This is a genomic window from Mesorhizobium sp. P2_B5 (assembly GCF_056404775.1).
The window spans coordinates 363,484-385,572 of record NZ_JBFUDJ010000003.1; the positions used below are offsets into that span (position 1 = coordinate 363,484).

A 22,089-nucleotide genomic window follows, 5' to 3' on the forward strand; every position below is an offset into this window, starting at 1 on the left:
GTTCAACTTCTTGCGGTGGGCAGCGGCCGAAGTCAACGCCGCGCCCTGCCATCGAATTGCCGAACCTCGCCGTCGCCACCTGACAGGATGCGCTGCGGGTTGCGACTGAGATCGGTCACCGCCTCTTCGATGCGGCTGATCGAGCGCCGGCTGTCCTGGACCAGCGCTTCGACATTCGACAGGCCCTGGCCGGAGAATCGCGCCAGATTGTCGGTGATGGTGCCAAGCCGCGCGTTCAGCGTGTCGGCGACCTGCTTGAACGATTTCAGTGTGTCCCTGGCATCGGCCATGACGCCGTCGGCCTGGCCCGAACCGAGCAGCGTGTCGACCCTTTTCAGGATGCCGTCAACGCGCACCGAGGCATCGTTGAGGCGCGACGCAAGCTGTTTGGCGTCCTTGATCGTCTCGTCGATGTCGTCGACCCGGTCGGCGAACTTGTCGGTCACCTTGGCGATGTCGGCTGCGGCCTTGTTGGCATTTTCGCTGGCCGACTGAATGTTGGCCAGTGCTACGCGCACCTGCGCCGGATCGATGCCGTCGAGCACATTGTCCACCTTGGCCAGCGTGCCTTGCGTCCGCTTGGCGAAATCGTTGACCGAGCCGACCGCCGTATCGACATTCTTGATCACGCCGTCGAGCTGCTGCGAGGTTTCCTTGAGGTTCCCCGTCACCGTGTCCACATTGGCGACGATGCTCTTGATCTTGTCCTTGTCGACGGCATTGAGCAGGCCTTCGGCGGCCTTCAACGTGCCGTCGAGCTTGCCGGAAACATCCTTCAACTCGTCCGACAGCGCGCTGACGGCGGTCAGGAACTTGTCGATGCCGTCGGCATTCTTGGCCAGCGCATCGGAGAATGTCTGGGCGTTCTTGACGGTCTGTGTCAGCGGCCCGCGCACATCCTTGGTGAAACCCTCGAGATCCGAAAGCACCCTATCGGCACGGGTGAAGATGTTCTGCGCCGTCTGCAAAAGATTGTTGACGGCAGAGGGGTTAGCGACGATCTCAGCGGTTCTGCCTTCCTTTTCCGCCTCTTCAAGCAGGTTCGGTTCCTTGGGATTGGCGCCCTTCAATTCGATGTTGACCTGGCCGGCAAGGCTGGCGATGCCGATATCGGCCTGCGTCGATTTGGTAAGCGGCGTTGTCTTGTCGATCTCGGTCGTGGCAATAGCGGCATTCGGGTCATTGCGGTCGAAATAGACACGCTTGACCACACCGACCTTGACGCCGTTGAACAGCACCAGACTGCCGGGGCCGAGGCCTGAGGCCGAACCCTGAATGCGCACGCGCAACTCCGCCGTCTCGCCCCGATCGCCGATCTGAGCGGTCCAATAGACGAACGCGAAGGCCGCCAGGATCGCAGCCAGGGTAAAAACGCCGACAATTACGTAGTTGGCTCTGGTTTCCATTGCCCCACTTATGGCTATGCGCGCGCCGCAAGATCAAGTTGCCGGGCGCGTTTTCCGCGGAAATAGGATTTTACCCACGGCTCCTCGCTCTTCAGCATGTCGTCGATCGTGCCTTCGACCAGGATTTTCTTGTTGCCGAGCACCGCCACCCGATCGCAAGCGGTAAACAGCGTGTCGAGATCGTGTGTCACCATGTAGACCGTCAGGTCCATCGTATCGCGCAGCTTGACGACCAATTCGTCGAACTCGGACGCGCTGATCGGGTCGAGGCCGGACGTCGGCTCGTCGAGGAAGACGATGTCGGGATCGAGCGCCAGTGCCCGCGCCAGGGCGGCGCGCTTGATCATGCCGCCCGAAAGCTCCGAGGGAAATTTTTGCGCCGCGTCCGGCGGCAGGCCGACCAGTTCGATCTTGAGCAAGGCCAGCTCGTCCATCAGCTTCTTCGGCAAATCGAGATATTCACGCATCGGCACCTGCACGTTTTCCTGCACTGTGAGCGCCGAAAACAGCGCTCCATGCTGGAAAAGCACGCCAAGCCGCATGTCGATGCGCAACCGCTCGATGTCGCTGGCCTTGTCGAGGTCGAGACCAAACAGCTTGATCGTGCCAGCCTGCTTGTGCAGCAGGCCGAGAATGGTGCGCAGCAGCACCGATTTGCCGGCGCCCGAGGCGCCGACGAAACCGAGGATCTCGCCGCGCTTGATGTCGAGCGCCAGTTTGTCGAGGATCAGTTTGTCGTCCAGGGAAACCGTGATGTCACGAACGGAGAGCACGATATCGCCCTCGTCCGTTCCTTGCGCAGCCTTGATCGCCTTTGAGTTCTTCATGTCAGAACTCGATCGAGGCGTAGAAGATGGCAAAAAGGCCATCGAGGATGATGACGACGAAGATCGACTTCACCACCGAGGCGGTGACGTGCAGCCCCAGCGATTCGGCGCTGCCGCCGACTTTCATGCCTTCGACGGAAGCAATGGTGCCGATGATCATGGCCATGAACGGCGCCTTGATCAGGCCGGCGAATATGGTGCTGATATCGATCGCGCCGCGCAGCCGGTCGATGAAAGCGGATGGCGCAATGCCGGAATAGAGCCAGGCAGCGATGATGCCGCCGCCGAGGGCTGCAAAATTGGCGATAATGGTGAGACAGGGCAGCGCGATCACCAGCGCCACCAGGCGCGGAAACACCAGCACGCCGATCGGATTGAGACCGATGACCTTCAGCGCGTCGACCTCCTCGCGCATCTTCATCGAGCCGATCTCGGCGGTGATGGCGCTGCCGGAGCGGCCGGCGATCATGATTGCGGTCATCAGCACGCCGAGTTCGCGCAGGATCAGCACGCCGACCAGGTCGACAACGAAGATGTTGGCGCCGAAATAGTTGAGCTGGTAGGCGCCCTGCTGGGCGACGATGGCGCCGACAATGGCCGACATCAGCACCACCACCGGTATGGCGCCGACACCCATGCGATCGATCTGGTTGAAGATCGCCGCCGGGTTGATGGCATGGCCGCGCCCGAGCTTCATCTGCGCGCCGCCGATGGTGGCGCCCAGGATGTTCATCGAGGCGAGGAAATCGTCGCGCATCTCATAGACGCGGCGGCCGACTGCTTCCAGCCCGCGAAGGATGATGTTGGGGCGCCGGATACGACCCGATTCGGGCTCGCGCCGGACGGCTTCGCCGACGGCCCCGAGCAGGATCGAGGCGACATCGCTTTGCCCCTGCATCTTGATCTCGACGCCCTTCTTCTCGAAGACGCTGACCAGGCGGTCGATCAGCCAGGCCCCGGCCGTATCTATCTTCTCGATATGAGAAAGGTCCAACGCCAGGGTCTGAAAGCCTTTGCGCTGTTCGATCTTGCGCATCTCGGCGTCGATCAGCGCCACTGTCGATGTCGTCCAAATTCCGGAGAAAGCGCAACCGAGGACGCCGCCCTCCTCGCCGACCGCGACGCGGGGCTGGTGGTCGGCCTCCTTGGCGGCGTTGCCGCTTGTGTCGCGTTTGCCGATGGTCAACATGGCGTCCTGTTTAGCCTGACGGGTCGTACCTGTCGATTTGCCGACAGGCTGATGTTGCATAGCCGGAGCAGAAAATTATGACGCGTGTCATTTCGGTTGAGGCCGAGCGTTTTCCCATCGCCGGCACCTTCACCATCTCACGCGGATCGAAGACCGAAGCCGAAGTCATCACCTGCACTATCAGCGATGGAGACAATCGCGGATGGGGCGAATGCGTCCCCTACAAGCGCTATGGCGAGACCATGGATGGCGTGCGCGACGCCATCCGGGCGATGCGCCGGCAGATAGAAGACGGCATCAGCCGGACCGCGTTGCTGGATGTGATGCCGGCGGGTGCTGCCCGCAACGCCATCGACTGCGCCTTGTGGGACCTGGAGGCGAAGATGAGCGGCATAGCGGTGGCGGACGCCATCCACGCCGTGTCCTTGTCGGCGCTGGAGACAGCCTACACGCTGTCTTTGGGCGAGCCGGAAGCGATGGCCGCGCAAGCCCGCGCCAATGCCGGGCGGCCGCTGCTCAAGGTCAAGATCGGCGGCGACAACGACATGGCCCGCATCCGCGCCGTGACCGAAGCGGCGCCCGACAGCCGCATCATCCTCGACGCCAATGAAGGCTGGACCGATGACAACATCGTCGAGAACCTCGCTTTTGCGGCCGAGCATGGCATCGCGTTGATCGAGCAACCGCTGCCGGCCGGGCGTGACGCACGCCTGCGCCACATCGCGCACCCCGTGCCGATCTGCGCAGATGAAAGCGTGCACGAGGCGAAGGACCTCGAAGCCCTTGTCGGCCTCTATGACGCCGTCAACATCAAGCTGGACAAATCCGGCGGCCTGACTGCTGCGCTTACCCTGCGCGACCGCGCTCGCGAACTGGGTTTTGAGGTGATGGTCGGCTGCATGGTCGGCACCTCGCTGGCGATGGCCCCGGCGGTGCTTTTGGCGCAAGGCGCCGAGTTCGTCGATCTCGACGGTCCGCTGCTTTTGGCGCGCGATCGGCAGCCCGGGCTCGTCTACGAGGGGTCGCTCGTCTCACCGCCTGACAGGATGCTGTGGGGCTGAACGCGCGGCGAGCCCGATCAGCGCCAGGCCGATGATGGCTATCGGGATCATCGCCAGGAAGCCGTCAACGCCGTAGCGCTCGTAAAGCGGGCCGGAAGCCAGCGTCACCGCTGCCATGAAGAAGCCGTTGAAGAAATAGGCGATGCCCTGCGCGGCACCCGTGCGCTCTTCCGAAACCGTCTCGCCGATCATCTTCTGCAGGCCGATCAGCACCATCGCCACCGACACCGAATGCAAGGTCTGGACGCCGAAGAAGCCGATAACGCCAAGCCCGAGCGGCCAGATCAGCGGAAAGGCGATCCAGCGCACGATGGAGCCGATGCCGGCGATCAGCATCACCTTGACGACCGATACGGAGGCGAAAATACGATTGAAAAACAAAAACATGCAGACTTCGGCTACGACGCCCCAGGCCCACAGCAGGCCAACGACGGAATCGCTGATACCGACCGATTTCCAGTAGATGGAGACAAAGCCGTAGAGGAAGGCATGGCTGGCGGTGATGATGCCAACGCCGAGGGTGAAATACAGGAAATACGGATTGAGAAGGCTCGGCGCCTGATGCTGGATGTCGGCGGCAGATAGCGGCGAAGCGCGACGCGGGCGGCCAAGGCGGGGCGCCAGCAGCCCGGCGACGAGTGCGGCCGCAAGCGAGACGAAAATGATCACTGGCACGGCCTGCACACTTGTCCAGTACAGGATGAAGCCGCCCGCGGCATTGGCGCAGAGATAGGAGATCGAGCCCCATTTGCGCATGGCGGTGTAGTTGGAGCCGAAGCGGCGCACGCCCGACAGCGCCAATGAATCGGCAATTGGCGAATGCGGCGTCCACACCACCGTCAGCGCAAGCGAAACGGCCAGCACCATGGCATAGGTCGGCTTAAGGAAATAGCCAGCGGAAAGCACCATGGTCGCGGCCACCAGCGCGATATAGACATCGGCCCTGTCCTTCGCGCGGTCGGCAAGCGCGGTGAGCAGCGGCGTTGTCACCACGCGCAAAAACATCGGCGCCGCCAGGATGATGGCGATCTGCTCGGCATGAAAACCCTGGGCCTGCAGCCAGAGCGGGAAATACGGCAGATGCGTTCCCAGCGACACGAAGAGTGTCGCGAATATCAGGCTCATGCGCAGTTCGAAATGGCGCGGCTTGACGAGTTGTTCGGGAGACAGTGGCGGCAGCGACATGAATCGATCCAATTACGCTGCACAAAGGGCTGCAACGCAGATCGATCCCTTAACATGAGGCAATGCAGTCCGAAACTGCCTGGACTAACCGATTAACAGGGGTTCACGCCGCTTCGACGACCCTGTCGTCGATCAGCATCGGGATGAAGGGCTCGTCCGGCGCTTCGGGCAGGATTTCGCCCAGTGGATGATCTCCATGCGGCCGTCGAAATGCTCGACCACCGCCGTGCAGCTCTCCACCCAGTCGCCGGTGTTGATGTACTGCACATCGCCGTAATTCTCGATTACGGCATGATGGATGTGACCGCAGATGACGCCGTCGACATGCGAGCGGCGCGCCTCGTCGGAGAGCACGGTCTGGAACGATCCGATGAAATTGACCGCCCTCTTGACCCTTCCCTTTGCCCAGGACGAGAACGACCAGTAGGGAAGGCCGAGCAGATGGCGAAGCTTGGTCACCACGCGATTGACCATCATGGCCGCGTCATAGGCGTAGTCGCCGAGATAGGCCAGCCAGCGCTGGTTGTGGACGACGGTGTCGAACTGGTCGCCATGGATGACCAGCAGGCGCCTGCCGTCGGCGGTTTCGTGGATGGCGCGGTCGGCAACGACGATGCCGCCGAAATGCACGCCCTGGAATTGGCGCGCGAACTCGTCGTGATTGCCGGCGATGTAAGTGATCGAGGTGCCCTTGCGCGCCTTGCGCAGCAGCTTCTGGACAACGTCATTGTGGCTCTGCGGCCAATGCCAGCTGCGTCGCAGCCGCCAGCCGTCGACGATGTCGCCGACGAGATAGATGATATCGGCGTCGTGATACCGCAGGAAATCGATCAGGAACTCGGCCTTGGCCGCCTTCGATCCGAGATGCAGGTCGGAAATGAACATGCTGCGGAAAGTGCGGGTTTCTGTGCTGGACATCAGATCGTCACCGTTGCTTTCGCGCAGGCTATGCCCCGATTCATGCAACAACCGTATGACGGTTGCGATTGGGCCAGCCAAAGAGCTAGCGTGCGCGCCAATCAAACGGAGAAAATCGTCATGGATCTCGGTATTCGGGGCAAGAAAGCCATTGTCTGCGCTTCGAGCAAGGGGCTCGGCCGCGGCTGCGCCATGGCGCTGGCCGAAGCCGGCTGCGATCTCGTCGTCAACGGCCGCAACGCCGAGCTGGTGGCAAAAACCGCCGCCGAACTGCGCGAACGCTACGGCGTGAAGGTGACCGAGATAGTCGGTGACGTCTCGAAGCCGGAGGTGCAGAAGGCGCTGCTGGCCGCCTGCCCCGACCCGGACATTCTGGTCAACAACAATGGCGGTCCGCCCTTGCGCGATTTCCGCGAGCTCGACCGCGCAAAGATCCTCGAGGGCGTGACGCAGAACATGGTGACGCCGATCGAACTGGTGCAGGCTGTCATCGACGGCATGGCCAAGCGCGGCTTCGGCCGCATCGTCAACATCACCTCGCTGTCGGTCTATGTCCCGATCCCCGGCCTCGACCTGTCGTCCGGCGCGCGCGCCGGCCTGACCTCGTTCCTGGCCGGCGTGGCGCGCACGGTGATTGACCGCAATGTCACCATCAACAGCCTGCTGCCGGGCAAGCTCGACACCGACCGGTTGCGCGGCCCGCACGAGGCCGGCACGACGGAAGACCCGACTGCTGCCGCGGCGCGCAAGACCCGCATCAGCGCCGACGTCCCGGCCAAGCGGCTCGGCACGCCGGAAGAATTCGGCCAAATCTGCGCCTTCCTGTGCTCGGTCCATGCCGGCTATCTCACCGGCCAGAACATCCCGGTCGATGGCGGCCTCTACGTCAGCGCCTTTTGACCGACGCGCCTGCGAAGCAGCAGGAGTCGTTCGCGATGAAATCGGCATAAGCATCTGATGCAACGGGACTTTCGACGCACCGCGGCAGAAAGCTGACGACGCGTCATTTAGCGTCGCGACAAACCTTGGCCGCATGCTAAAAGACTCGTCAAAGCAGGTTTCGAGGGAGCGGCCGCATGGAAGGCGAGAACAAGAAAACGGCACGTTCGGATCTCGACGAAGCCGCGCTCTACTTCCACAAGCATCCAAGACCGGGAAAGCTCGAGATCCAGGCAACCAAGCCGCTCGGCAACCAGCGCGACCTGGCGCTGGCCTATTCACCGGGTGTCGCCGCACCCTGCCTTGAAATCCGTGACAATCCGGCGACTGCCGCCGACTATACGGCACGCGCCAATCTGGTCGGCGTCGTCTCCAACGGTTCTGCCGTGCTCGGTCTCGGCAATATCGGCCCGCTCGCCTCCAAGCCGGTGATGGAAGGCAAGGCGGTGCTGTTCAAGAAATTCGCCGGGATCGACGTCTTCGATATCGAGATCGACGCGCCCGGCATCGAGCGCATGGTCGAGACGATCTCGGCGCTGGAACCGACCTTCGGCGGCATCAACCTCGAGGACATCAAGGCGCCGGAATGTTTCGAGGTCGAGGAACAACTGAAGGCCCGGATGGGCATTCCCGTCTTCCACGACGACCAGCATGGCACCGCCATCATCGTCGCCGCCGCCGTGCTCAACGGGCTGGAGTTCGCCGGCAAGACCATTTCGGACATCAAGATCGTCACCTCAGGAGCGGGTGCCGCCGCCCTCGCCTGCCTCAACCTTCTGGTCTCGCTCGGCGCCAAGGTCGAAAACATCTGGGTCACCGACCGTTTCGGCGTCGCCTACAAGGGCCGCACTGACGAGATGGACCGCTGGAAAGACCCCTATGTGAAGGATACCGAGGCGCGCACGCTGGCCGACGTGATCCCGGGCGCCGACGTCTTTCTCGGCCTGTCGGCCGCCGGCGTGCTGAAGCCGGAACTGCTTGCACATATGGCGCCGAAGCCGCTGATCCTGGCGTTGGCCAACCCCAATCCCGAGATCATGCCGGAGGCGGCGCGCGCGGCCCGGCCGGACGCGATGATCTGCACCGGCCGCTCCGATTTTCCCAATCAAGTCAACAACGTACTGTGCTTTCCTTACATCTTCCGCGGCGCGCTGGACTGTGGCGCCAGCGCCATCAATGAAGAGATGAAGATGGCAGCGGTCAGGGCGATCGCCGCGCTTGCCCGCGAAGAGCCGTCCGACGTTGCGGCGCGCGCCTACTCCGGCGAGACGCCGATCTTCGGGCCGGATTTCCTGATCCCCTCGCCCTTCGACCCGCGCCTGATCCTGCGCATCGCGCCGGCAGTGGCAAAAGCCGCCTGCGATACCGGCGTCGCGACAAGGCCGATCACCGACTTCGCCGCCTATATCGACCAGCTCAACCGCTTCGTCTTCCGCTCCGGCCTGGTGATGAAGCCGGTGTTTTCCTCGGCCAAGGCGTCGACCGCCAAGCGCGTCATCTACGCCGATGGCGAAGATGAGCGCGTGCTTCGTGCAGCCCAGGTGGTGCTGGAGGAAGGCATCGCCGAACCGATCCTGATCGGCCGCCCGCATGTCATCGAGGTCAGGCTGAAGCGCTATGGCCTGCGCATCAAGCCGGGCGTCGATTTCGGCCTGATCAACCCGGAGGACGATCCGCGCTACCGCCACTATGTCGATCTTTTGATCGAACTTGCCGGCCGCCGCGGGGTGACGACGGAGGCCGCGCGCACCATGGTGCGCACCGACAATACGGTGATCGCGGCACTGGCGCTGAAGCGCGGCGATGCCGACGCCATGGTCTGCGGTCTCGAAGGCCGTTTCGAGCGGCACCTGCGCAATGTGACGCTGGTCATCGGCGCGCGCCCCGGCGTCAAAGACCGCGATCTGTCGACGCTGTCGATGCTGATCTCGCAGCGCGGCATTATCTTCCTGACCGATACCCACGTCTCGGTCGACCCGACGGCGGAAGAGATCGCCGAAATGACCATTCTGGCGGCGGAGGAAATCCAGCGCTTCGGCATCGAGCCCAAGGCAGCGCTGTTGTCGCATTCGGATTTCGGCTCGCGCGATTCTCCGAGCGCCCTAAAGATGCGCCAGGCGGCAGCGATCCTGGCGCGCGTTGCGCCCGACCTGCAATGCGACGGTGAGATGCATGCCGACACCGCTCTGTCGGAGCATCTTCGCCAGCGCGTCTATCCGCATTCGCGGCTGAAAGGCGAGGCCAATCTGCTGGTGTTCCCGAACCTCGATTCCGCCAACATCACACTGACGGCGCTGCGCACCATGATGGACGCGCTGCATGTCGGCCCAATCCTGCTCGGCACCGACAAGCCGGCGCATATCTTGACGCCGTCGGTTACCTCGCGCGGCGTCGTCAACATGACGGCGCTGGCGGTGGTCGAGGCGGCGCACAAGGCGCAGGCGGTGGTCGATTTCGGCTGAGCCCCTCAGGCAGGCGCAAAGCGGTAATGCCCGGTCTGCCTGAAAGCGGACAGCGTGTCCTCTTGCCGGGCGCCCGCTCCGATATTGTGGATGACCAGTGGCCTTTCCGGCACGTCCGCCGAATGGTCGGATGAGACAATGACGATGTGCGGCAGGTTGCCGGGCAGCATCTGGGTGACGAGATCGCCTGGTTGAAAGTCGGCGAGATCCTCGCTCACGGGCAAAGAAACACCCCTGCGCCCGAAAAAGGCGGCAAGGTTGCCGACCCGGCGGTGATCGATGTTGCGGTCGGTCGCTTTAAGGCCCCAGGTTTTGGGATAGGCCGCGAAATTGGCCGCCATATCCTCATGCACCAGCTTCTGCAAATCGAGATTGAAGGCGCGGCGATAGGCGCGCACGATGACGTCCGTGCACACGCCCCGATCCCGCGCGACATCGCCGCCGGGATAGTCGAGACGGACATAGGTCGGGTCGTAGAAGGTGGTGACGCCGATCTGCTCGCGCGCGGCTTCGACCAATCTGCTGCGCCAGTCCGTCGCGGCCGATGCCTCCTGCGCCAAGGCGGGCGCCGCCATGCACAACAGACCGAACTGCAGTGCGGTTCGACGGCTAATCGCGGTCATGCCAGGTCCCCGGGCAGTGCTTGATTGAAGCCTATTTTCCGGCCGATTGCGCCTTTTTTCATGCAGCGATGGAGATCGCCCAGTTGCCGCCTTATCCCAACCCCTTGTGCACCTCGTCTATGGGCTAAGACCATCTTTGGTTGTAGATTGAGGGAACGGTTAACCGCGAATCCGGTAGCATCGCGACAGGCAGGCAAGCGGGGTCTCTGGCAATGACGGGCGGCGGAAGGTGGAAGCTGACGCACATGGCTGCGCTGCTTGGCGCACTTGTGGTTTCGGCCGTCGCCACCACTGAGCCGCAAGCCGCTTCACGCGTCTGCCGGCAACTGGAGGCCGAGCTTGCTTCTGCATCCAATGGCGGCGGCAAGTCCAGCCTGGTGCGGAAATATGACAACGCCATCGCCCGCCAGCTCGAGCAGCTCGACAAGGTGCGCGGCCGGGCGAGCGACGCGAATTGCGGGTTTTCGCTGTTTTCGCGCAACGTCAGCGAATGCGCAGCCCTCAACAGATCCCTCGATCGCATGAGCGCCAATCTCGACGCGCTGCAAGCCAAGCGTGCCCAGCTTGCCGGCGGCGGCTCGCGGCGCGACCGCGGCCGCATCCTGGCCGCGCTCGACGCCAATGGCTGTCGCGACGAGCCGGTTGCGCCGCGGCGGCAGGAGCCGGTGCAGGAAGCCAGCCGCGAACCGGATGACGGCAATCTGTTCGACCAGCTTTTCGGCGGCAACCGGCAGGTCGACACGCTCGACGAGCCCGACGATCCCGGCGAGGAGCGCAATGTGCGCCGCGTGCTCAACCAGCCCGGCGTTCCGGATTTCCCGGCGGTCGGCGGCGAGTTCCATACGAGCTGCGTGCGCACCTGCGACGGCTATTTCTTCCCGATGTCGAATTCGGCCTCGCTCGGCGATTTCGAGCGCGACCAGAAGAACTGCGAATCGAGCTGCCCCGGCACCGAGATGCAGGTGTTCTATTCAAGCGGCATGGATGACGATTCGGCCAACATGACCTCGTCGGTAACCGGCAGGCCCTACAGCGAATTGCCGACGGCCTATCTCTACAAACAGCCCAACATGTCGCGGCCGCCGGCCTGCGGCTGCAATGCGCAGGCCGGAAATTTCGAGATCATCGGCGGCAACCCGCCACCGCCCGAGCAATCTCAGCCTGATGTTGAGACGACGCCCTTCATTCCGCTGCCGGCGGCAAAGCCCGATCCGGGCGCCGATCCGGAGACGCTGGCCAACATGCATGGCGGGCTCGACCGCGACGCCATCAAGCGACTTGCCGTCAAGCCCGTGGTGTCGCCGGTATCGCTGATCCCGCCGGACCAGCGCAAGGTCAGGGTCGTCGGGCCAGCGTTCCTTCCCGACCCAGCAGCGGCAATAGATCTGCAAGCTCCGGCCCGGAAGCAAGTCCGGTAAGCGCCAGCCTCAGCGGCATGAACAGCCCCTTGCCCTTGCGGCCACTTGCTTCCCTGATCCTGGCCGTCCAGTCCTTCCAGACAGTGCCGGTCCATGGCTCTTCCGGCAACAGGTCGAAGGCCTGCTGCAGGAAGTCGCGATCCTCGTCGGAAAACTCCGGCGCGGGCTGCGGTCCGTCGGCAAGGATACGCCACCAGCCGGCCGCATCGCTTAGCCGGTCGATATTGCCGCGCACAGCCAGCCAGAATGGCTCGGCCTTGTCGCCGGAGATACCGAGCACGATCAGCCGGTCCTGCGCCTCGGAAAACGGCATATGATGCATGAGCGCGCGGTTGAGCACGAACAGCTCGTCCGGGTCGAATTTTGCAGCCGATTTCGACGTTGCGGCGGGATCGAAGCGCTCGGCGAGTGCCGGCATGTCATGCATGGCCGCAACATTTTCCGACGTGCCGACAAGCACGGCGAGCGAAGCGACCGCCATGGGTTCAATGCCGTCTTCGCGCAGGCTTTCGATCGACAGCGCACCGCTGCGCTTCGACAGACCCTCGCCCGATGCCGTGGTCAACAGATTGTGGTGGCCGAAGACCGGCGGCTCGGCACCCAGCGCCTTGAACAGCGCGATCTGCACGCCGGTGTTGGTGACGTGGTCGTCGCCGCGGATGACGTGGCTGACCCCCATCTCGATATCATCCACCACCGAAGGCAGCGTGTAGAGATAGGTGCCGTCCTCGCGCCGCAGTACCGGATCGGACAGCGAGGCCAGATCGACTGTCTCCTCGCCGCGCACCAGATCGTTCCAGTGCACTTCGGTGCGTTCCGGCTGCAGCGGGTCGCTGGTGAAGTTGGGCAGCAGAAAGCGCCAGTGGGGCCGGCGGCCGTCCGACCGGTACTCGGCGATCTGCTGCTGCGAAAGCGTCAGCGCCTCGCGGCCATAGACCGGCGGCAGGCCGCGCGTGCGGCGCACCTTGCGGCGCAGGTCGAGCTCCTCAGGGGTTTCGTAGCAGGGATAGAGCACGCCGGCCGCCTGCAGCCGCTCCACCGTCGCGTCGTAAGTCTCGAAGCGCCGCGACTGATATTCGGTGGCGTCGGGGAAAATCCCCAGCCAGTGCAGATCATAGAGAATGGCGTCGGAAAATTCCTGCTTCGAGCGGGCAATGTCGGTGTCGTCAAAGCGCTGGATGAAACGGCCCTTGTTGTTCATGGCAAACAGCCAGTTGAACAAGGCGGTGCGGGCATTGCCGATATGAATGCGGCCGGTTGGTGAGGGGGCAAAACGGACGGTAACTGTCATGGGCGGGGCGTAACGGATGCTCTCAGAATTGACAAGACGCGCCCCCGCGCGACGCCAAAGACATAATGCACGCCAGCTAAAATGAAAAGGCTAAGAACGCCGCGGCCTACCCCTCGCCGCGACGCCAGCCCAGGCGCGTCTCGATGCGGCTGGCGCTTTGCCTGACCAGCGGTCAGATCCGGGTCTTTCTGCCTGAGCTTCAGGTCGGGCACGACGATCGAGATCGTCGCCAAGCGAATTCTGCCCGGGCGGTTTTCTGTCCCCGTTATCCACATATGTGACACACAAGATGTTGGGGTCACAAAAGCTACGTAAACGAATCCTTGACGACGCAAACCGAGTCGCCTTTTATGTGCCATGTGCTCTTGTTGAGGGCGCGACCGGAGAGTTTCGAGCCCGGTCTTTTTTCCCGGATTTTGTGCGTTTTTGCCCAGATTTCCGCCTGTTTACGAGGCTGGCGGAAGCGTTGGGATCGTGGGGCTTGGGGTGACGAAAGGGAGAATTGTCGGACTGGAAAAAATCTTCTGTTAACACTATATTTAGTGTTTGCAGGCAGTCTCGACGCTAGATAGTGTGAACCTCCCTCGAGCGAGGGAATCGATCAAAGTTTCAGTTGAGGGACCCGCAAGGGACGGTCTGCAGCCCGGGCAAACGCTTGGAAAGGCGTATTGCTGTCTGCATGCCGGCACTTGCGAAAAGGAGAGTGCCGGCGTTGCTCGCAATGCCGGCAAACGGCGGACTGCGTTTTTCAGCTTGTGGGGCAGAAATCCCAGGGGAAAAGCGCTATATATAGACACAAAGGGACCGGACCAATGCGCATCGAGCGTCGCTTCACCAAGCCAGGACAATCAGCCTATGCGGAGATCGAATTCCGCAAGGCGCTTTCGGAGATCAAGAATCCGGATGGCTCGGTGGTGTTTCGTCTCGATAACATCGATGTGCCGGCGCAGTTCTCCCAAGTTGCCGCCGACATCCTGGCGCAGAAGTATTTCCGCAAGGCCGGCGTGCCTGCGCGTCTGAAGAAGGTCGAGGAGAACGACGTCCCCTCCTTCCTGTGGCGCTCCGTTGCCGACGAGGCCGAGCTGGCGAAACTGCCGGAAGCCGAACGCTACGGCTCCGAAATCGACGCCCGCCAGGTTTTCGACCGGCTGGCCGGCACCTGGACCTACTGGGGCTACAAGGGCGGCTACTTCAAGTCGGAAGACGACGCTCTCGCCTTCCGCGACGAGCTTGCCTACATGCTGGCCACCCAGCGCGTGGCGCCGAACTCGCCGCAATGGTTCAACACCGGCCTGCACTGGGCGTACGGCATCGATGGTCCGAGCCAGGGCCACTATTATGTCGACCCGTTCACCGGCAAGCTGACCAAGTCGAAATCCTCCTACGAGCATCCGCAGCCGCATGCCTGCTTCATCCAGGGCGTGCAGGACGATCTCGTCAACGAAGGCGGCATCATGGACCTTTGGGTGCGTGAAGCGCGCCTGTTCAAATACGGCTCGGGCACGGGCTCCAACTTCTCGCTGCTGCGCGGCGAAGGCGAAAAGCTGTCGGGCGGCGGCCGCTCGTCCGGCCTGATGAGCTTCCTCAAGATCGGCGACCGCGCGGCGGGCGCCATCAAGTCGGGCGGCACGACGCGCCGCGCCGCAAAAATGGTCATCGTCGACGCCGACCACCCCGATATCGAGGAATTCATCGACTGGAAGGTCAATGAAGAGCAGAAGGTCGCCTCGCTGGTGACCGGCTCCAAGATCGTCAAGAAGCATCTCGAAGCTATCATGAAGGCCTGCATCAATTGCGAAGGCAATGCCGACGATTGCTTCGACCCGGCGCTCAACTCCGCGCTGAAGCGCGAGATCAAGGCGGCCAAGAAGTCGGCCGTGCCGGAGAACTACATCTACCGCGTCATCCAGTTCGCCAAGCAGGGCTACACCTCGATGTCGTTCAAGACCTACGACACCGACTGGGATTCGGATGCCTACCTGACCGTCTCCGGCCAGAACTCCAACAATTCGGTGTCGCTGAAGGACAATTTCCTGCGCGCCGTCGAGGACGATGCCGACTGGCACCTGACCGCCCGCAAGGATGGCAAGGTGCTGAAGACGCTCAAGGCGCGCGACCTCTGGGAAAAGATCGGCTACGCCGCCTGGGCGTCGGCTGACCCGGGCCTGCATTTCAACACGACGATGAACGACTGGCACACCTGCGCTTCGGCCGGTGCGATCCGGGCCTCCAACCCGTGCTCGGAATACATGTTCCTCGACGACACGGCCTGCAACCTCGCCTCGATCAACCTTTTGCCCTACCGCAATGCCGACGGCACGATCGACATCGCCGCCTATGAGCACACGGTGCGGCTGTGGACCGTCGTTCTCGAAATCTCGGTGATGATGGCGCAGTTCCCGTCGAAGGAGATCGCCAAGCAGTCCTACGAATACCGCACGCTCGGCCTCGGCTACGCCAACATTGGCGGCCTGCTGATGACGTCGGGCATTCCCTATGACTCCGTCGAGGGCCGCGCCATTTGCGCCGCGCTCACCGCCATCATGACCGGCATTGCCTATGCCACCTCGGCCGAGATGGCGTCGGAACTCGGCGCCTTCGCCGACTACGACCGCAATGCGCAGAACATGCTGCGCGTCATGCGCAACCACCGTCGCGCCGCTTACGGCGAAAAGGGCGGCTATGAGAAGCTCGCCGTCAACCCCGTGCCGCTGGTCGCTTCCGACCTCAAGCAGCAGGATCTGGCCACGCATGCCAAGGCCGCCTGGGACCGTGCCATCGAGCTCGGCGAGGAGCATGGCTACCGCAATGCGCAAGCGACCGTGATTGCGCCGACCGGCACGATCGGTCTGGTCATGGATTGCGACACCACCGGCATCGAGCCCGACTTCGCGCTGGTGAAGTTCAAGAAGCTCGCCGGCGGCGGCTACTTCAAGATCATCAACCGCGCCGTTCCGGAAGCGCTGCGTACGCTCGGCTATTCCGAAAGCCAGATCGCCGAGATCGAGGCCTATGCGGTCGGCCACGGCAACATGAACCAGGCGCCGGCGGTCAACCCCGGCTCGCTCAAGGCCAAGGGCTTTACCGACGAGAAGATCGCCGCGCTGAATGCGGCGCTGAAGTCGGCCTTCGACATCAAGTTCGTCTTCAACCAGTGGACGCTCGGCGCCGACTGGGTGAAGGAGACCTTTGGCTTCACCGACGAGCAGCTCAACGACTTCTCGTTCGAGATGCTGCCGGCGCTGGGCTTCTCCAAGAAGGACATCGAGGCCGCCAACATCCATGTCTGCGGTGCGATGACGCTGGAAGGCGCGCCGTTCCTCAAGCCTGAACACCTCGCCGTGTTCGATTGCGCCAGCCCGTGCGGCAAGATCGGCAAGCGTTCGCTTTCGATCAACAGCCACATCCAGATGATGGCGGCCGCACAGCCCTTCATCTCGGGCGCCATCTCCAAGACCATCAACATGCCCAACGATGCGACGGTGGAAGACGCCAAGGGCGCCTACATGCTGTCGTGGAAGCTGGCGCTGAAGGCCAACGCACTCTACCGCGACGGCTCGAAGCTTTCGCAGCCGCTGAATTCGTCGCTGCTCGCCGACAGCGAGGATGACGAGGACGATGCGGTCGAGCAGCTGATCGCGGCGCCGGCGGCGGCGCGCGCGGCGCAGATCACCGAGCGGATCGTCGAGCGCATCATCGAGCGCGTGTCGCGCGAGCAGGAAAAACTGCCGGGACGCCGCAAGGGCTACACCCAGAAGGCCAAGATCGGTGGCAACACCATCTTCCTGCGCACCGGCGAATATGACGATGGCCGTCTCGGCGAGATCTTCATCGACATGAACAAGGAAGGCGCCACGCTGCGCGGCCTGCTCAACAACTTCGCCATCGCCATCTCGCTCGGCCTGCAGTACGGCGTGCCGCTCGACGAATATGTGCACGCCTTCACCTTCACCAAGTTCGAGCCGGCCGGCATGGTACAGGGCAACGACGCCATCAAGAGCGCGACGTCGATCCTCGACTACGTGTTCCGCGAGCTCGCCATCTCCTATCTCGGCCGCAACGACCTCGCCCATGTCGACCAGTCGGACTTTTCCAACACGGCACTGGGACGCGGCATCAGCGAAGGCAAGACGGACGCGGTCTCCAAGGGCCTGACCCGTGGCGCCTCGCCGGTGAAGCTGGTGTCGCGGGTGACCGGCAGCGAGCCGAAAGGCTTTGCCGGCGCCGGCACCCCTGCCCGCTCCGCACCCACCGCCTTCTCCGGCTCCAACGTGCTGGCGCTGAAGCCGGCCAGCGACGAGGCGGTCGCCTACAAGCGCGACTATGAGGAGCGGGCCAAGGAATTGGCCGAGGACATCGCCTTCGAGGAGGTTGTGGACGCAGCTTCCACCGACGCCACCGCAGCACTCTTCACCGATGCCGCGGCCAATGAAGCGGCCGAGGCAAAGAAACTCGCCGCCGACCGCCGCGCCAAGTCACTGCTGCAAGGCTACACCGGCAACTCCTGCTCCGAGTGCCAGAACTTTACCATGGTGCGGAACGGGACCTGCGAGAAGTGCGATACCTGCGGCGCCACGAGCGGGTGCAGCTGAGGAAGTCGAGCTGCTGAAACGCAACGTCATCGGCCCGGTCGCAAGATCGGGCCGAAATGGTAAGAGGAACAAAAAGGGTACAGCGCATAAGGATGTCTTTATGTGACATTCCTCAAAACACCAAAGGCCGCCCCTTTCGGGTCGGCCTTTGATACCGCGAATAAGCCGAAGCCCACGCGGGGCGACGAGATCGGAATCCCATCTCCTGTAGCAAGGTTGTTATATGGAGATTCTGATCTGAGAGTCGAGAAGGCATCGGCAGCTAGTGTGACTTTAACTGCTCCGGAAAGGGCTTTTTCGTTATGAAGATCGAACCGAAAATTAGCGCCAATAAGTTGGTTGAATATTGTTTCGCTCGCTCCACGCGGCGAACCGCGATCATTGAAGACATCATCAAACCTAAGAACTTCCTCCTCGATACGCGCTACAACGAGATTGAGCGAGCAATGATGCATTTCATTGAAACTCACGGGCAGGATGACAGCCGACTGTCTCAACTCGACAGGGCCTTGTTGTCGCGCCAACCTGCTACCTCGCACGATGAACAAAGGCTTCTTACAGCTCACGACGCTATTGAGCTTTGCCGGACTATGAGCTTGGACAAGCTGCCTACTGCTGCCAGATTGAACGGCATTTCAGATAGCCAGCCAAAATTCCTTCTTGCCGGTGTCTCTGTTAGCGTTCGACCGACAAACTCGGTCAGGATACCACAGACAGGAAAGAGGGAAGTCGGGTTTGGCTTGATCAAGCCTTATCTCTGCAAAACACTACCATTGTCGACAGAGACTTCGGCGCTGCATGGGGCACTTCTCCACTGGTACGCGGAGGAATGTTTCGAAGATGCTGGAGAACCACGCGCAGAGTTTTGTTTTGTAGTTGATGTGTTCGCTCAGAAGATTTTCGCTGCACCCGGTAGCTTCAGCCAACGCAGAAAGCTGCTGGCGGCCTCATGCCAAGAGATCGCAGATAGGTGGCAGTCAATTCGGGCGAGGCTAATTGCCGACGAAGAGGCTAGTCGGAAACGGCATTAGTAGTCACCCGGTGGCGCTTATCTTCTCCCCTTGTTGTGGGAGAGGGTAAGCGGCACCGGAACACCGTAACATCCCCAAGCAGTCCGGTTGAAGGAGTGACTGTATGCGCTACGCGGTAGTGATTGAGAAAGCAGGCAACAATTTCTCTGCTTATGTGCCGGACTTGTCCGGGTGCATTGCGACGGGCGCGACCGTGCCTGAGGTGGAAACCGAAATTCGCGACGCTATACGCTTTCACATCGAAGGCTTGCGTGCCGATGGGCTGGACGTGCCCAAAGGCGTCAGCTTGGCCGAGTATGTGGAGGCATAAACGGTGGACGCCGCGGTCGGGAGCCAGTCTTCCTCCTACGGCAAAACCCGCAGCGTCTGCTCATCAAACAACGGTTCGTCCTGACCCACCCGGACGAACAGCACTCTCCGCCCCTCACCCGCCGGCACCTCGAAATACTGGATGCCATCAGGCATTTCGCCCCAGTCGCCGCAGGGCGGCTCCGGAACCTCATCATTGGCGAGTGCCTTCAATTCCTTGGCGTAGGCTGCGCCGGGGCTGAATGTGTAGCGTTTGACGCCGGCGGGCACGGCACCCTCGGTGTAGGGTGTTAGCACGCAGCGGGCGCTGACTGATTTGTCGGTCTTTTCCAGCAACAGGCGCAGCACTGCAGCCTCGGCGGTTTCGCCTGATTTGATGTCGAACAGCTCGACCAGCGGATCGGGCGCGGCGCCATCGCTGTATTTGATGGCGAGCGCGTTGCCGACGAATTCGAAATGGATCTGGCGGAAGCCGAAATCGCAGCGCTGCGCCCAGGCGGCCAGACCGGCCGTCTTGTCGGTCAGTTTTTCCCAGACGCATTTGTCGATCGGCGGGCGCGATGGCGGAGGCTCGTCCGCGCGTGCCACGGCTGATATCACTGCGGAGGCAAACAGGGCGCAGCCCCAGACAATCGACCTCATGGCGCTATTCATCGCTGCATCCTGTCAAAGTGAAGGCACCAGCCCGACCAGCCAGGCCGCAGCACCAATAAAGCCGATCGAACAGACCCAAAGCACCCACAATCCGCGCACCCTGCATTCGAGCACGGCCGAGGCGGGATTGGCGGGGTCATAGTGCACATCGACCTTGCTGCCCTCGGCATAGCGTTGCGACTGGCCTCGAACCAGGCCGGCCAGCGAGGCGGCGACCGCGGCGCCGAAGGTGACGTGGCTGGAGCTGTAACGCCGACCGGCAACCTCATAGCTGTAGATGATGCGGGACCGGAAGGCGCGGCGCCAGCGTTGGTAGCCGGCATCGATCCGGACCGTCTCAAGTCCCGAAGCATCGATGCGGCCGGCGGCAACCGGCCATTTTGTCGCCCGCCTTGCAAGCACCTTCTGGGCTATTCCCATAAGCAGGATGAACAGGCCCATGAAAAACAGAACCATCGCGATGCCGAGGCTTTCCGGCTTGGGCAGGAACGGCCTGATCGCCTTCAGAACACCACCGGTGGAAAACACCAGCACCGCGGAACCGATCACCAGCCCCGCAGACAGCTTGACCATGAATTTGAAGGCGCCGTCCGGCAAGGTGCGCTCGATCACCGCCTTGCTGGGGTCGGCCGGGTTATAAAACACCGTCACCTCGGCGCCTGTCGGAAACTGCGCCAGGGTTTCATCGACTTCGAAATTGCCGAGATTTTCCTTCACGCTGTAGCGCGAGCCGCGATATTTCTTGCCAGCCACTTTGTATTCGAAGGTGATGGCGGGAAAATTCCTGACTTCGCTGACCTTCTCGCTGTCGGCGCCGACGCCCGACACCTTCACCTTGCGCGCCTCGACGCGCGACGAGATGATCTTGCCCGGCGTCGGCAGCCAGTGGCTCATCGCCTGCACCTCGCGCCATTTGACGAAAGTGATGAGCGACAGCGCGGCCGCGACCACGCAGACAAACCCGACGATCAGAAATTGCAGTTCCACCGCTTCCCCGCTCCCCCAGAATTGCAGGAAGCTTCAAATAGACAGCACAGCGACGGCAATGTCTTGTTTATTCGCAAAATCCGGCACGTTCGGGATGGCGGCATGCCAGGCCGATCGATTGATGGCGTAGGGGCTGGCGGGCTTTTCTACAGGCGATTGCCGTCTGTTCGGTATCGAAGCGCCACCGACTTTGTTAATAGTCGCCCCCGAAAACTCACGTCGTTGGGAGCCACGACACCGAAATGACAGCACTGCGCGTTCTCTCCGATGCCTTCATTCCGGAATTGCCGAACCACTACAAAGGCAAGGTCCGCGAGAATTACGATCTGCCGGATGGCCGCCGGATCATCATCGCCACCGACCGGCTGAGCGCCTTCGATGTGATCCTGACCGCGATCCCGCTGAAGGGTGAGCTGCTGACCCAGACGGCGCGCTACTGGTTCGAGGAAACCGCCGACATCTGCCCGAACCACGTGCTCGACTATCCCGACCCCAATGTCGTTGTCGGCACGAGGCTCGACATATTGCCGGTGGAAATCGTCGTTCGCGACTATCTCGCCGGCACCACCAGCACTTCGGTGCTGACGAAATACAAGAACGGTGAGCGCGACATGTACGGCATCCGCCTGCCGGACGGGTTGCGCGACAATGAAAAGCTGCCTCAGACCATCATCACGCCGACCAGCAAGGCGCTCGATGGCGGGCATGACGAGCCTTTGACGCGCGACGATATCCTGACGCGCGGCCTGTTGTCGGAAGAGCAGTGGGACACCGTCTCGCGCTATGCGCTGGCGCTGTTTGCGCGCGGCAAGGCGCTGGCCGCCCAACGCGGCCTGATCCTGGTCGACACAAAATATGAGTTCGGTACGAACAAGGATGGCAGCATCATCCTTGCCGATGAAATCCATACGCCTGACTCAAGCCGCTACTGGCTCGCGGAAAGCTACAAGCAGCGTTTCGAGGCTGGCGAGCGGCCACAGAGTTTCGACAAGGATTTTATCCGCGCCTGGGTCACGGCGCGTTGCGATCCCTACAAGGATCGTATCCCGAAAATCCCGGCCGAGCTGATCGAGCAGACGTCGCGGGTTTATACCCAGGCCTATGAAACCATCACCGGCAAAACCTTCGTCGCCGATACTTCGGGAAAGACGGTGCTGGACCGTATTCGCGAGAACCTCAAGCCATACTTCTGACAGC

The 22,089-nt window shown here is 62.2% G+C and carries 16 protein-coding genes and 1 pseudogene; 8 read left to right on the plus strand and 9 right to left on the minus strand.

Annotated features, from left to right (window positions below):
- Positions 1-32: 32 nt before the first annotated feature.
- Genes AC1D1N_RS14475 through AC1D1N_RS14485 form a run of 3 tightly spaced genes read right to left on the minus strand, consistent with a single transcriptional unit; the run spans position 33 to position 3,422 of the window.
- Positions 33-1,406 carry an MlaD family protein gene (locus AC1D1N_RS14475; protein WP_477349247.1) on the minus strand — a complete coding sequence of 458 codons (1,374 nt, stop codon included), beginning with the start codon at positions 1,404-1,406 and terminating at the stop codon, positions 33-35.
- 14 nt (positions 1,407-1,420) lie between these two features.
- Positions 1,421-2,233: an ABC transporter ATP-binding protein gene (locus AC1D1N_RS14480; protein WP_112561495.1), complete on the minus strand. Its 813-nt coding sequence runs from the start codon at positions 2,231-2,233 to the stop codon at positions 1,421-1,423.
- A 1-nt stretch (position 2,234) separates the two neighbouring features.
- Positions 2,235-3,422 (minus strand): MlaE family ABC transporter permease, encoded by a 1,188-nt coding sequence (locus AC1D1N_RS14485; protein ID WP_112561494.1) that lies wholly within the window; start codon positions 3,420-3,422, stop codon positions 2,235-2,237.
- A 77-nt stretch (positions 3,423-3,499) separates the two neighbouring features.
- On the opposite strand from AC1D1N_RS14485, the gene dgcA reads away from it, so the two are divergent.
- A complete protein-coding gene (gene dgcA, locus AC1D1N_RS14490; RefSeq protein WP_477349250.1) occupies positions 3,500-4,483 on the plus strand; it encodes an N-acetyl-D-Glu racemase DgcA in 984 nt (327 codons plus the stop codon).
- Here the strand turns inward: dgcA and AC1D1N_RS14495 are convergent.
- Both AC1D1N_RS14495 and AC1D1N_RS14500 read right to left on the minus strand, forming a co-directional pair.
- Complete coding sequence (locus AC1D1N_RS14495; protein ID WP_477349252.1) at positions 4,454-5,668, minus strand: MFS transporter; 1,215 nt, start codon at positions 5,666-5,668, stop codon at positions 4,454-4,456. The two genes, dgcA and AC1D1N_RS14495, sit on opposite strands and share 30 nt — an antisense overlap.
- Positions 5,669-5,771: 103 nt before the next feature.
- Positions 5,772-6,553 (minus strand): annotated as a pseudogene (locus AC1D1N_RS14500) (UDP-2,3-diacylglucosamine diphosphatase).
- Between the two features lie 153 nt (positions 6,554-6,706).
- On the opposite strand from AC1D1N_RS14500, the gene AC1D1N_RS14505 reads away from it, so the two are divergent.
- The gene (locus tag AC1D1N_RS14505; RefSeq protein ID WP_477349254.1) at positions 6,707-7,486 is read left to right on the plus strand and encodes an SDR family oxidoreductase; all 780 of its coding nucleotides are present in this window, start codon (positions 6,707-6,709) and stop codon (positions 7,484-7,486) included.
- A gap of 176 nt (positions 7,487-7,662) precedes the next feature.
- A complete protein-coding gene (locus tag AC1D1N_RS14510) occupies positions 7,663-9,987 on the plus strand; it encodes an NADP-dependent malic enzyme (RefSeq protein WP_477349256.1) in 2,325 nt (774 codons plus the stop codon).
- 5 nt (positions 9,988-9,992) lie between these two features.
- On the opposite strand, the gene AC1D1N_RS14515 is transcribed toward AC1D1N_RS14510, so the two are convergent.
- Positions 9,993-10,610 carry a DUF1287 domain-containing protein gene (locus AC1D1N_RS14515; protein ID WP_477349258.1) on the minus strand — a complete coding sequence of 206 codons (618 nt, stop codon included), beginning with the start codon at positions 10,608-10,610 and terminating at the stop codon, positions 9,993-9,995.
- Positions 10,611-10,822: 212 nt separating this feature from the next.
- Between AC1D1N_RS14515 and AC1D1N_RS14520 the strand changes: the two genes are divergently transcribed.
- On the plus strand, positions 10,823-12,028 hold the full coding sequence (locus AC1D1N_RS14520; RefSeq protein ID WP_436259765.1) for a DUF2865 domain-containing protein: 1,206 nt from the start codon (positions 10,823-10,825) through the stop codon (positions 12,026-12,028).
- Here AC1D1N_RS14520 and gltX read toward each other — a convergent pair.
- The gene (gene gltX / locus AC1D1N_RS14525) at positions 11,946-13,319 is read right to left on the minus strand and encodes a glutamate--tRNA ligase (protein ID WP_477349261.1); all 1,374 of its coding nucleotides are present in this window, start codon (positions 13,317-13,319) and stop codon (positions 11,946-11,948) included. The two genes, AC1D1N_RS14520 and gltX, sit on opposite strands and share 83 nt — an antisense overlap.
- A gap of 812 nt (positions 13,320-14,131) precedes the next feature.
- Between gltX and AC1D1N_RS14530 the strand changes: the two genes are divergently transcribed.
- From AC1D1N_RS14530 to AC1D1N_RS14540, 3 genes are all read left to right on the plus strand, one after another.
- The gene (locus tag AC1D1N_RS14530) at positions 14,132-17,911 is read left to right on the plus strand and encodes a vitamin B12-dependent ribonucleotide reductase (protein WP_477349262.1); all 3,780 of its coding nucleotides are present in this window, start codon (positions 14,132-14,134) and stop codon (positions 17,909-17,911) included.
- A gap of 302 nt (positions 17,912-18,213) precedes the next feature.
- Positions 18,214-18,942, plus strand: coding sequence for a hypothetical protein (locus tag AC1D1N_RS14535; protein WP_477349264.1), 729 nt, complete (start codon positions 18,214-18,216; stop codon positions 18,940-18,942).
- A 103-nt stretch (positions 18,943-19,045) separates the two neighbouring features.
- The gene (locus tag AC1D1N_RS14540; RefSeq protein ID WP_477349266.1) at positions 19,046-19,252 is read left to right on the plus strand and encodes a type II toxin-antitoxin system HicB family antitoxin; all 207 of its coding nucleotides are present in this window, start codon (positions 19,046-19,048) and stop codon (positions 19,250-19,252) included.
- 35 nt (positions 19,253-19,287) lie between these two features.
- Here the strand turns inward: AC1D1N_RS14540 and AC1D1N_RS14545 are convergent, their stop codons facing one another.
- Both AC1D1N_RS14545 and AC1D1N_RS14550 read right to left on the minus strand, forming a co-directional pair.
- The gene (locus AC1D1N_RS14545) at positions 19,288-19,893 is read right to left on the minus strand and encodes a hypothetical protein (RefSeq protein WP_477349268.1); all 606 of its coding nucleotides are present in this window, start codon (positions 19,891-19,893) and stop codon (positions 19,288-19,290) included.
- A 24-nt stretch (positions 19,894-19,917) separates the two neighbouring features.
- Positions 19,918-20,892, minus strand: coding sequence for a DUF3592 domain-containing protein (locus AC1D1N_RS14550; protein WP_477349270.1), 975 nt, complete (start codon positions 20,890-20,892; stop codon positions 19,918-19,920).
- Positions 20,893-21,143: 251 nt separating this feature from the next.
- On the opposite strand from AC1D1N_RS14550, the gene AC1D1N_RS14555 reads away from it, so the two are divergent.
- Positions 21,144-22,085, plus strand: coding sequence for a phosphoribosylaminoimidazolesuccinocarboxamide synthase (locus AC1D1N_RS14555; RefSeq protein WP_477349520.1), 942 nt, complete (start codon positions 21,144-21,146; stop codon positions 22,083-22,085).
- Positions 22,086-22,089 lie beyond the last annotated feature (4 nt).

Bases quoted from the DNA above. Each gene is read 5' to 3' on its own strand.
- AC1D1N_RS14530 (WP_477349262.1), top strand. From the start codon at position 14,132: ATGCGCATCGAGCGTCGCTTCACCAAGCCAGGACAATCAGCCTATGCG.
- dgcA (WP_477349250.1), top strand. From the start codon at position 3,500: ATGACGCGTGTCATTTCGGTTGAGGCCGAGCGTTTTCCCATCGCCGGC.
- AC1D1N_RS14475 (WP_477349247.1), bottom strand. From the start codon at position 1,406: ATGGAAACCAGAGCCAACTACGTAATTGTCGGCGTTTTTACCCTGGCT.
- gltX (WP_477349261.1), bottom strand. From the start codon at position 13,319: ATGACAGTTACCGTCCGTTTTGCCCCCTCACCAACCGGCCGCATTCAT.
- AC1D1N_RS14540 (WP_477349266.1), top strand. From the start codon at position 19,046: ATGCGCTACGCGGTAGTGATTGAGAAAGCAGGCAACAATTTCTCTGCT.
- AC1D1N_RS14515 (WP_477349258.1), bottom strand. From the start codon at position 10,610: ATGACCGCGATTAGCCGTCGAACCGCACTGCAGTTCGGTCTGTTGTGC.
- AC1D1N_RS14495 (WP_477349252.1), bottom strand. From the start codon at position 5,668: ATGTCGCTGCCGCCACTGTCTCCCGAACAACTCGTCAAGCCGCGCCAT.
- AC1D1N_RS14480 (WP_112561495.1), bottom strand. From the start codon at position 2,233: ATGAAGAACTCAAAGGCGATCAAGGCTGCGCAAGGAACGGACGAGGGC.
- AC1D1N_RS14535 (WP_477349264.1), top strand. From the start codon at position 18,214: ATGAAGATCGAACCGAAAATTAGCGCCAATAAGTTGGTTGAATATTGT.
- AC1D1N_RS14505 (WP_477349254.1), top strand. From the start codon at position 6,707: ATGGATCTCGGTATTCGGGGCAAGAAAGCCATTGTCTGCGCTTCGAGC.
- AC1D1N_RS14520 (WP_436259765.1), top strand. From the start codon at position 10,823: ATGACGGGCGGCGGAAGGTGGAAGCTGACGCACATGGCTGCGCTGCTT.
- AC1D1N_RS14485 (WP_112561494.1), bottom strand. From the start codon at position 3,422: ATGTTGACCATCGGCAAACGCGACACAAGCGGCAACGCCGCCAAGGAG.
- AC1D1N_RS14545 (WP_477349268.1), bottom strand. From the start codon at position 19,893: ATGAGGTCGATTGTCTGGGGCTGCGCCCTGTTTGCCTCCGCAGTGATA.
- AC1D1N_RS14510 (WP_477349256.1), top strand. From the start codon at position 7,663: ATGGAAGGCGAGAACAAGAAAACGGCACGTTCGGATCTCGACGAAGCC.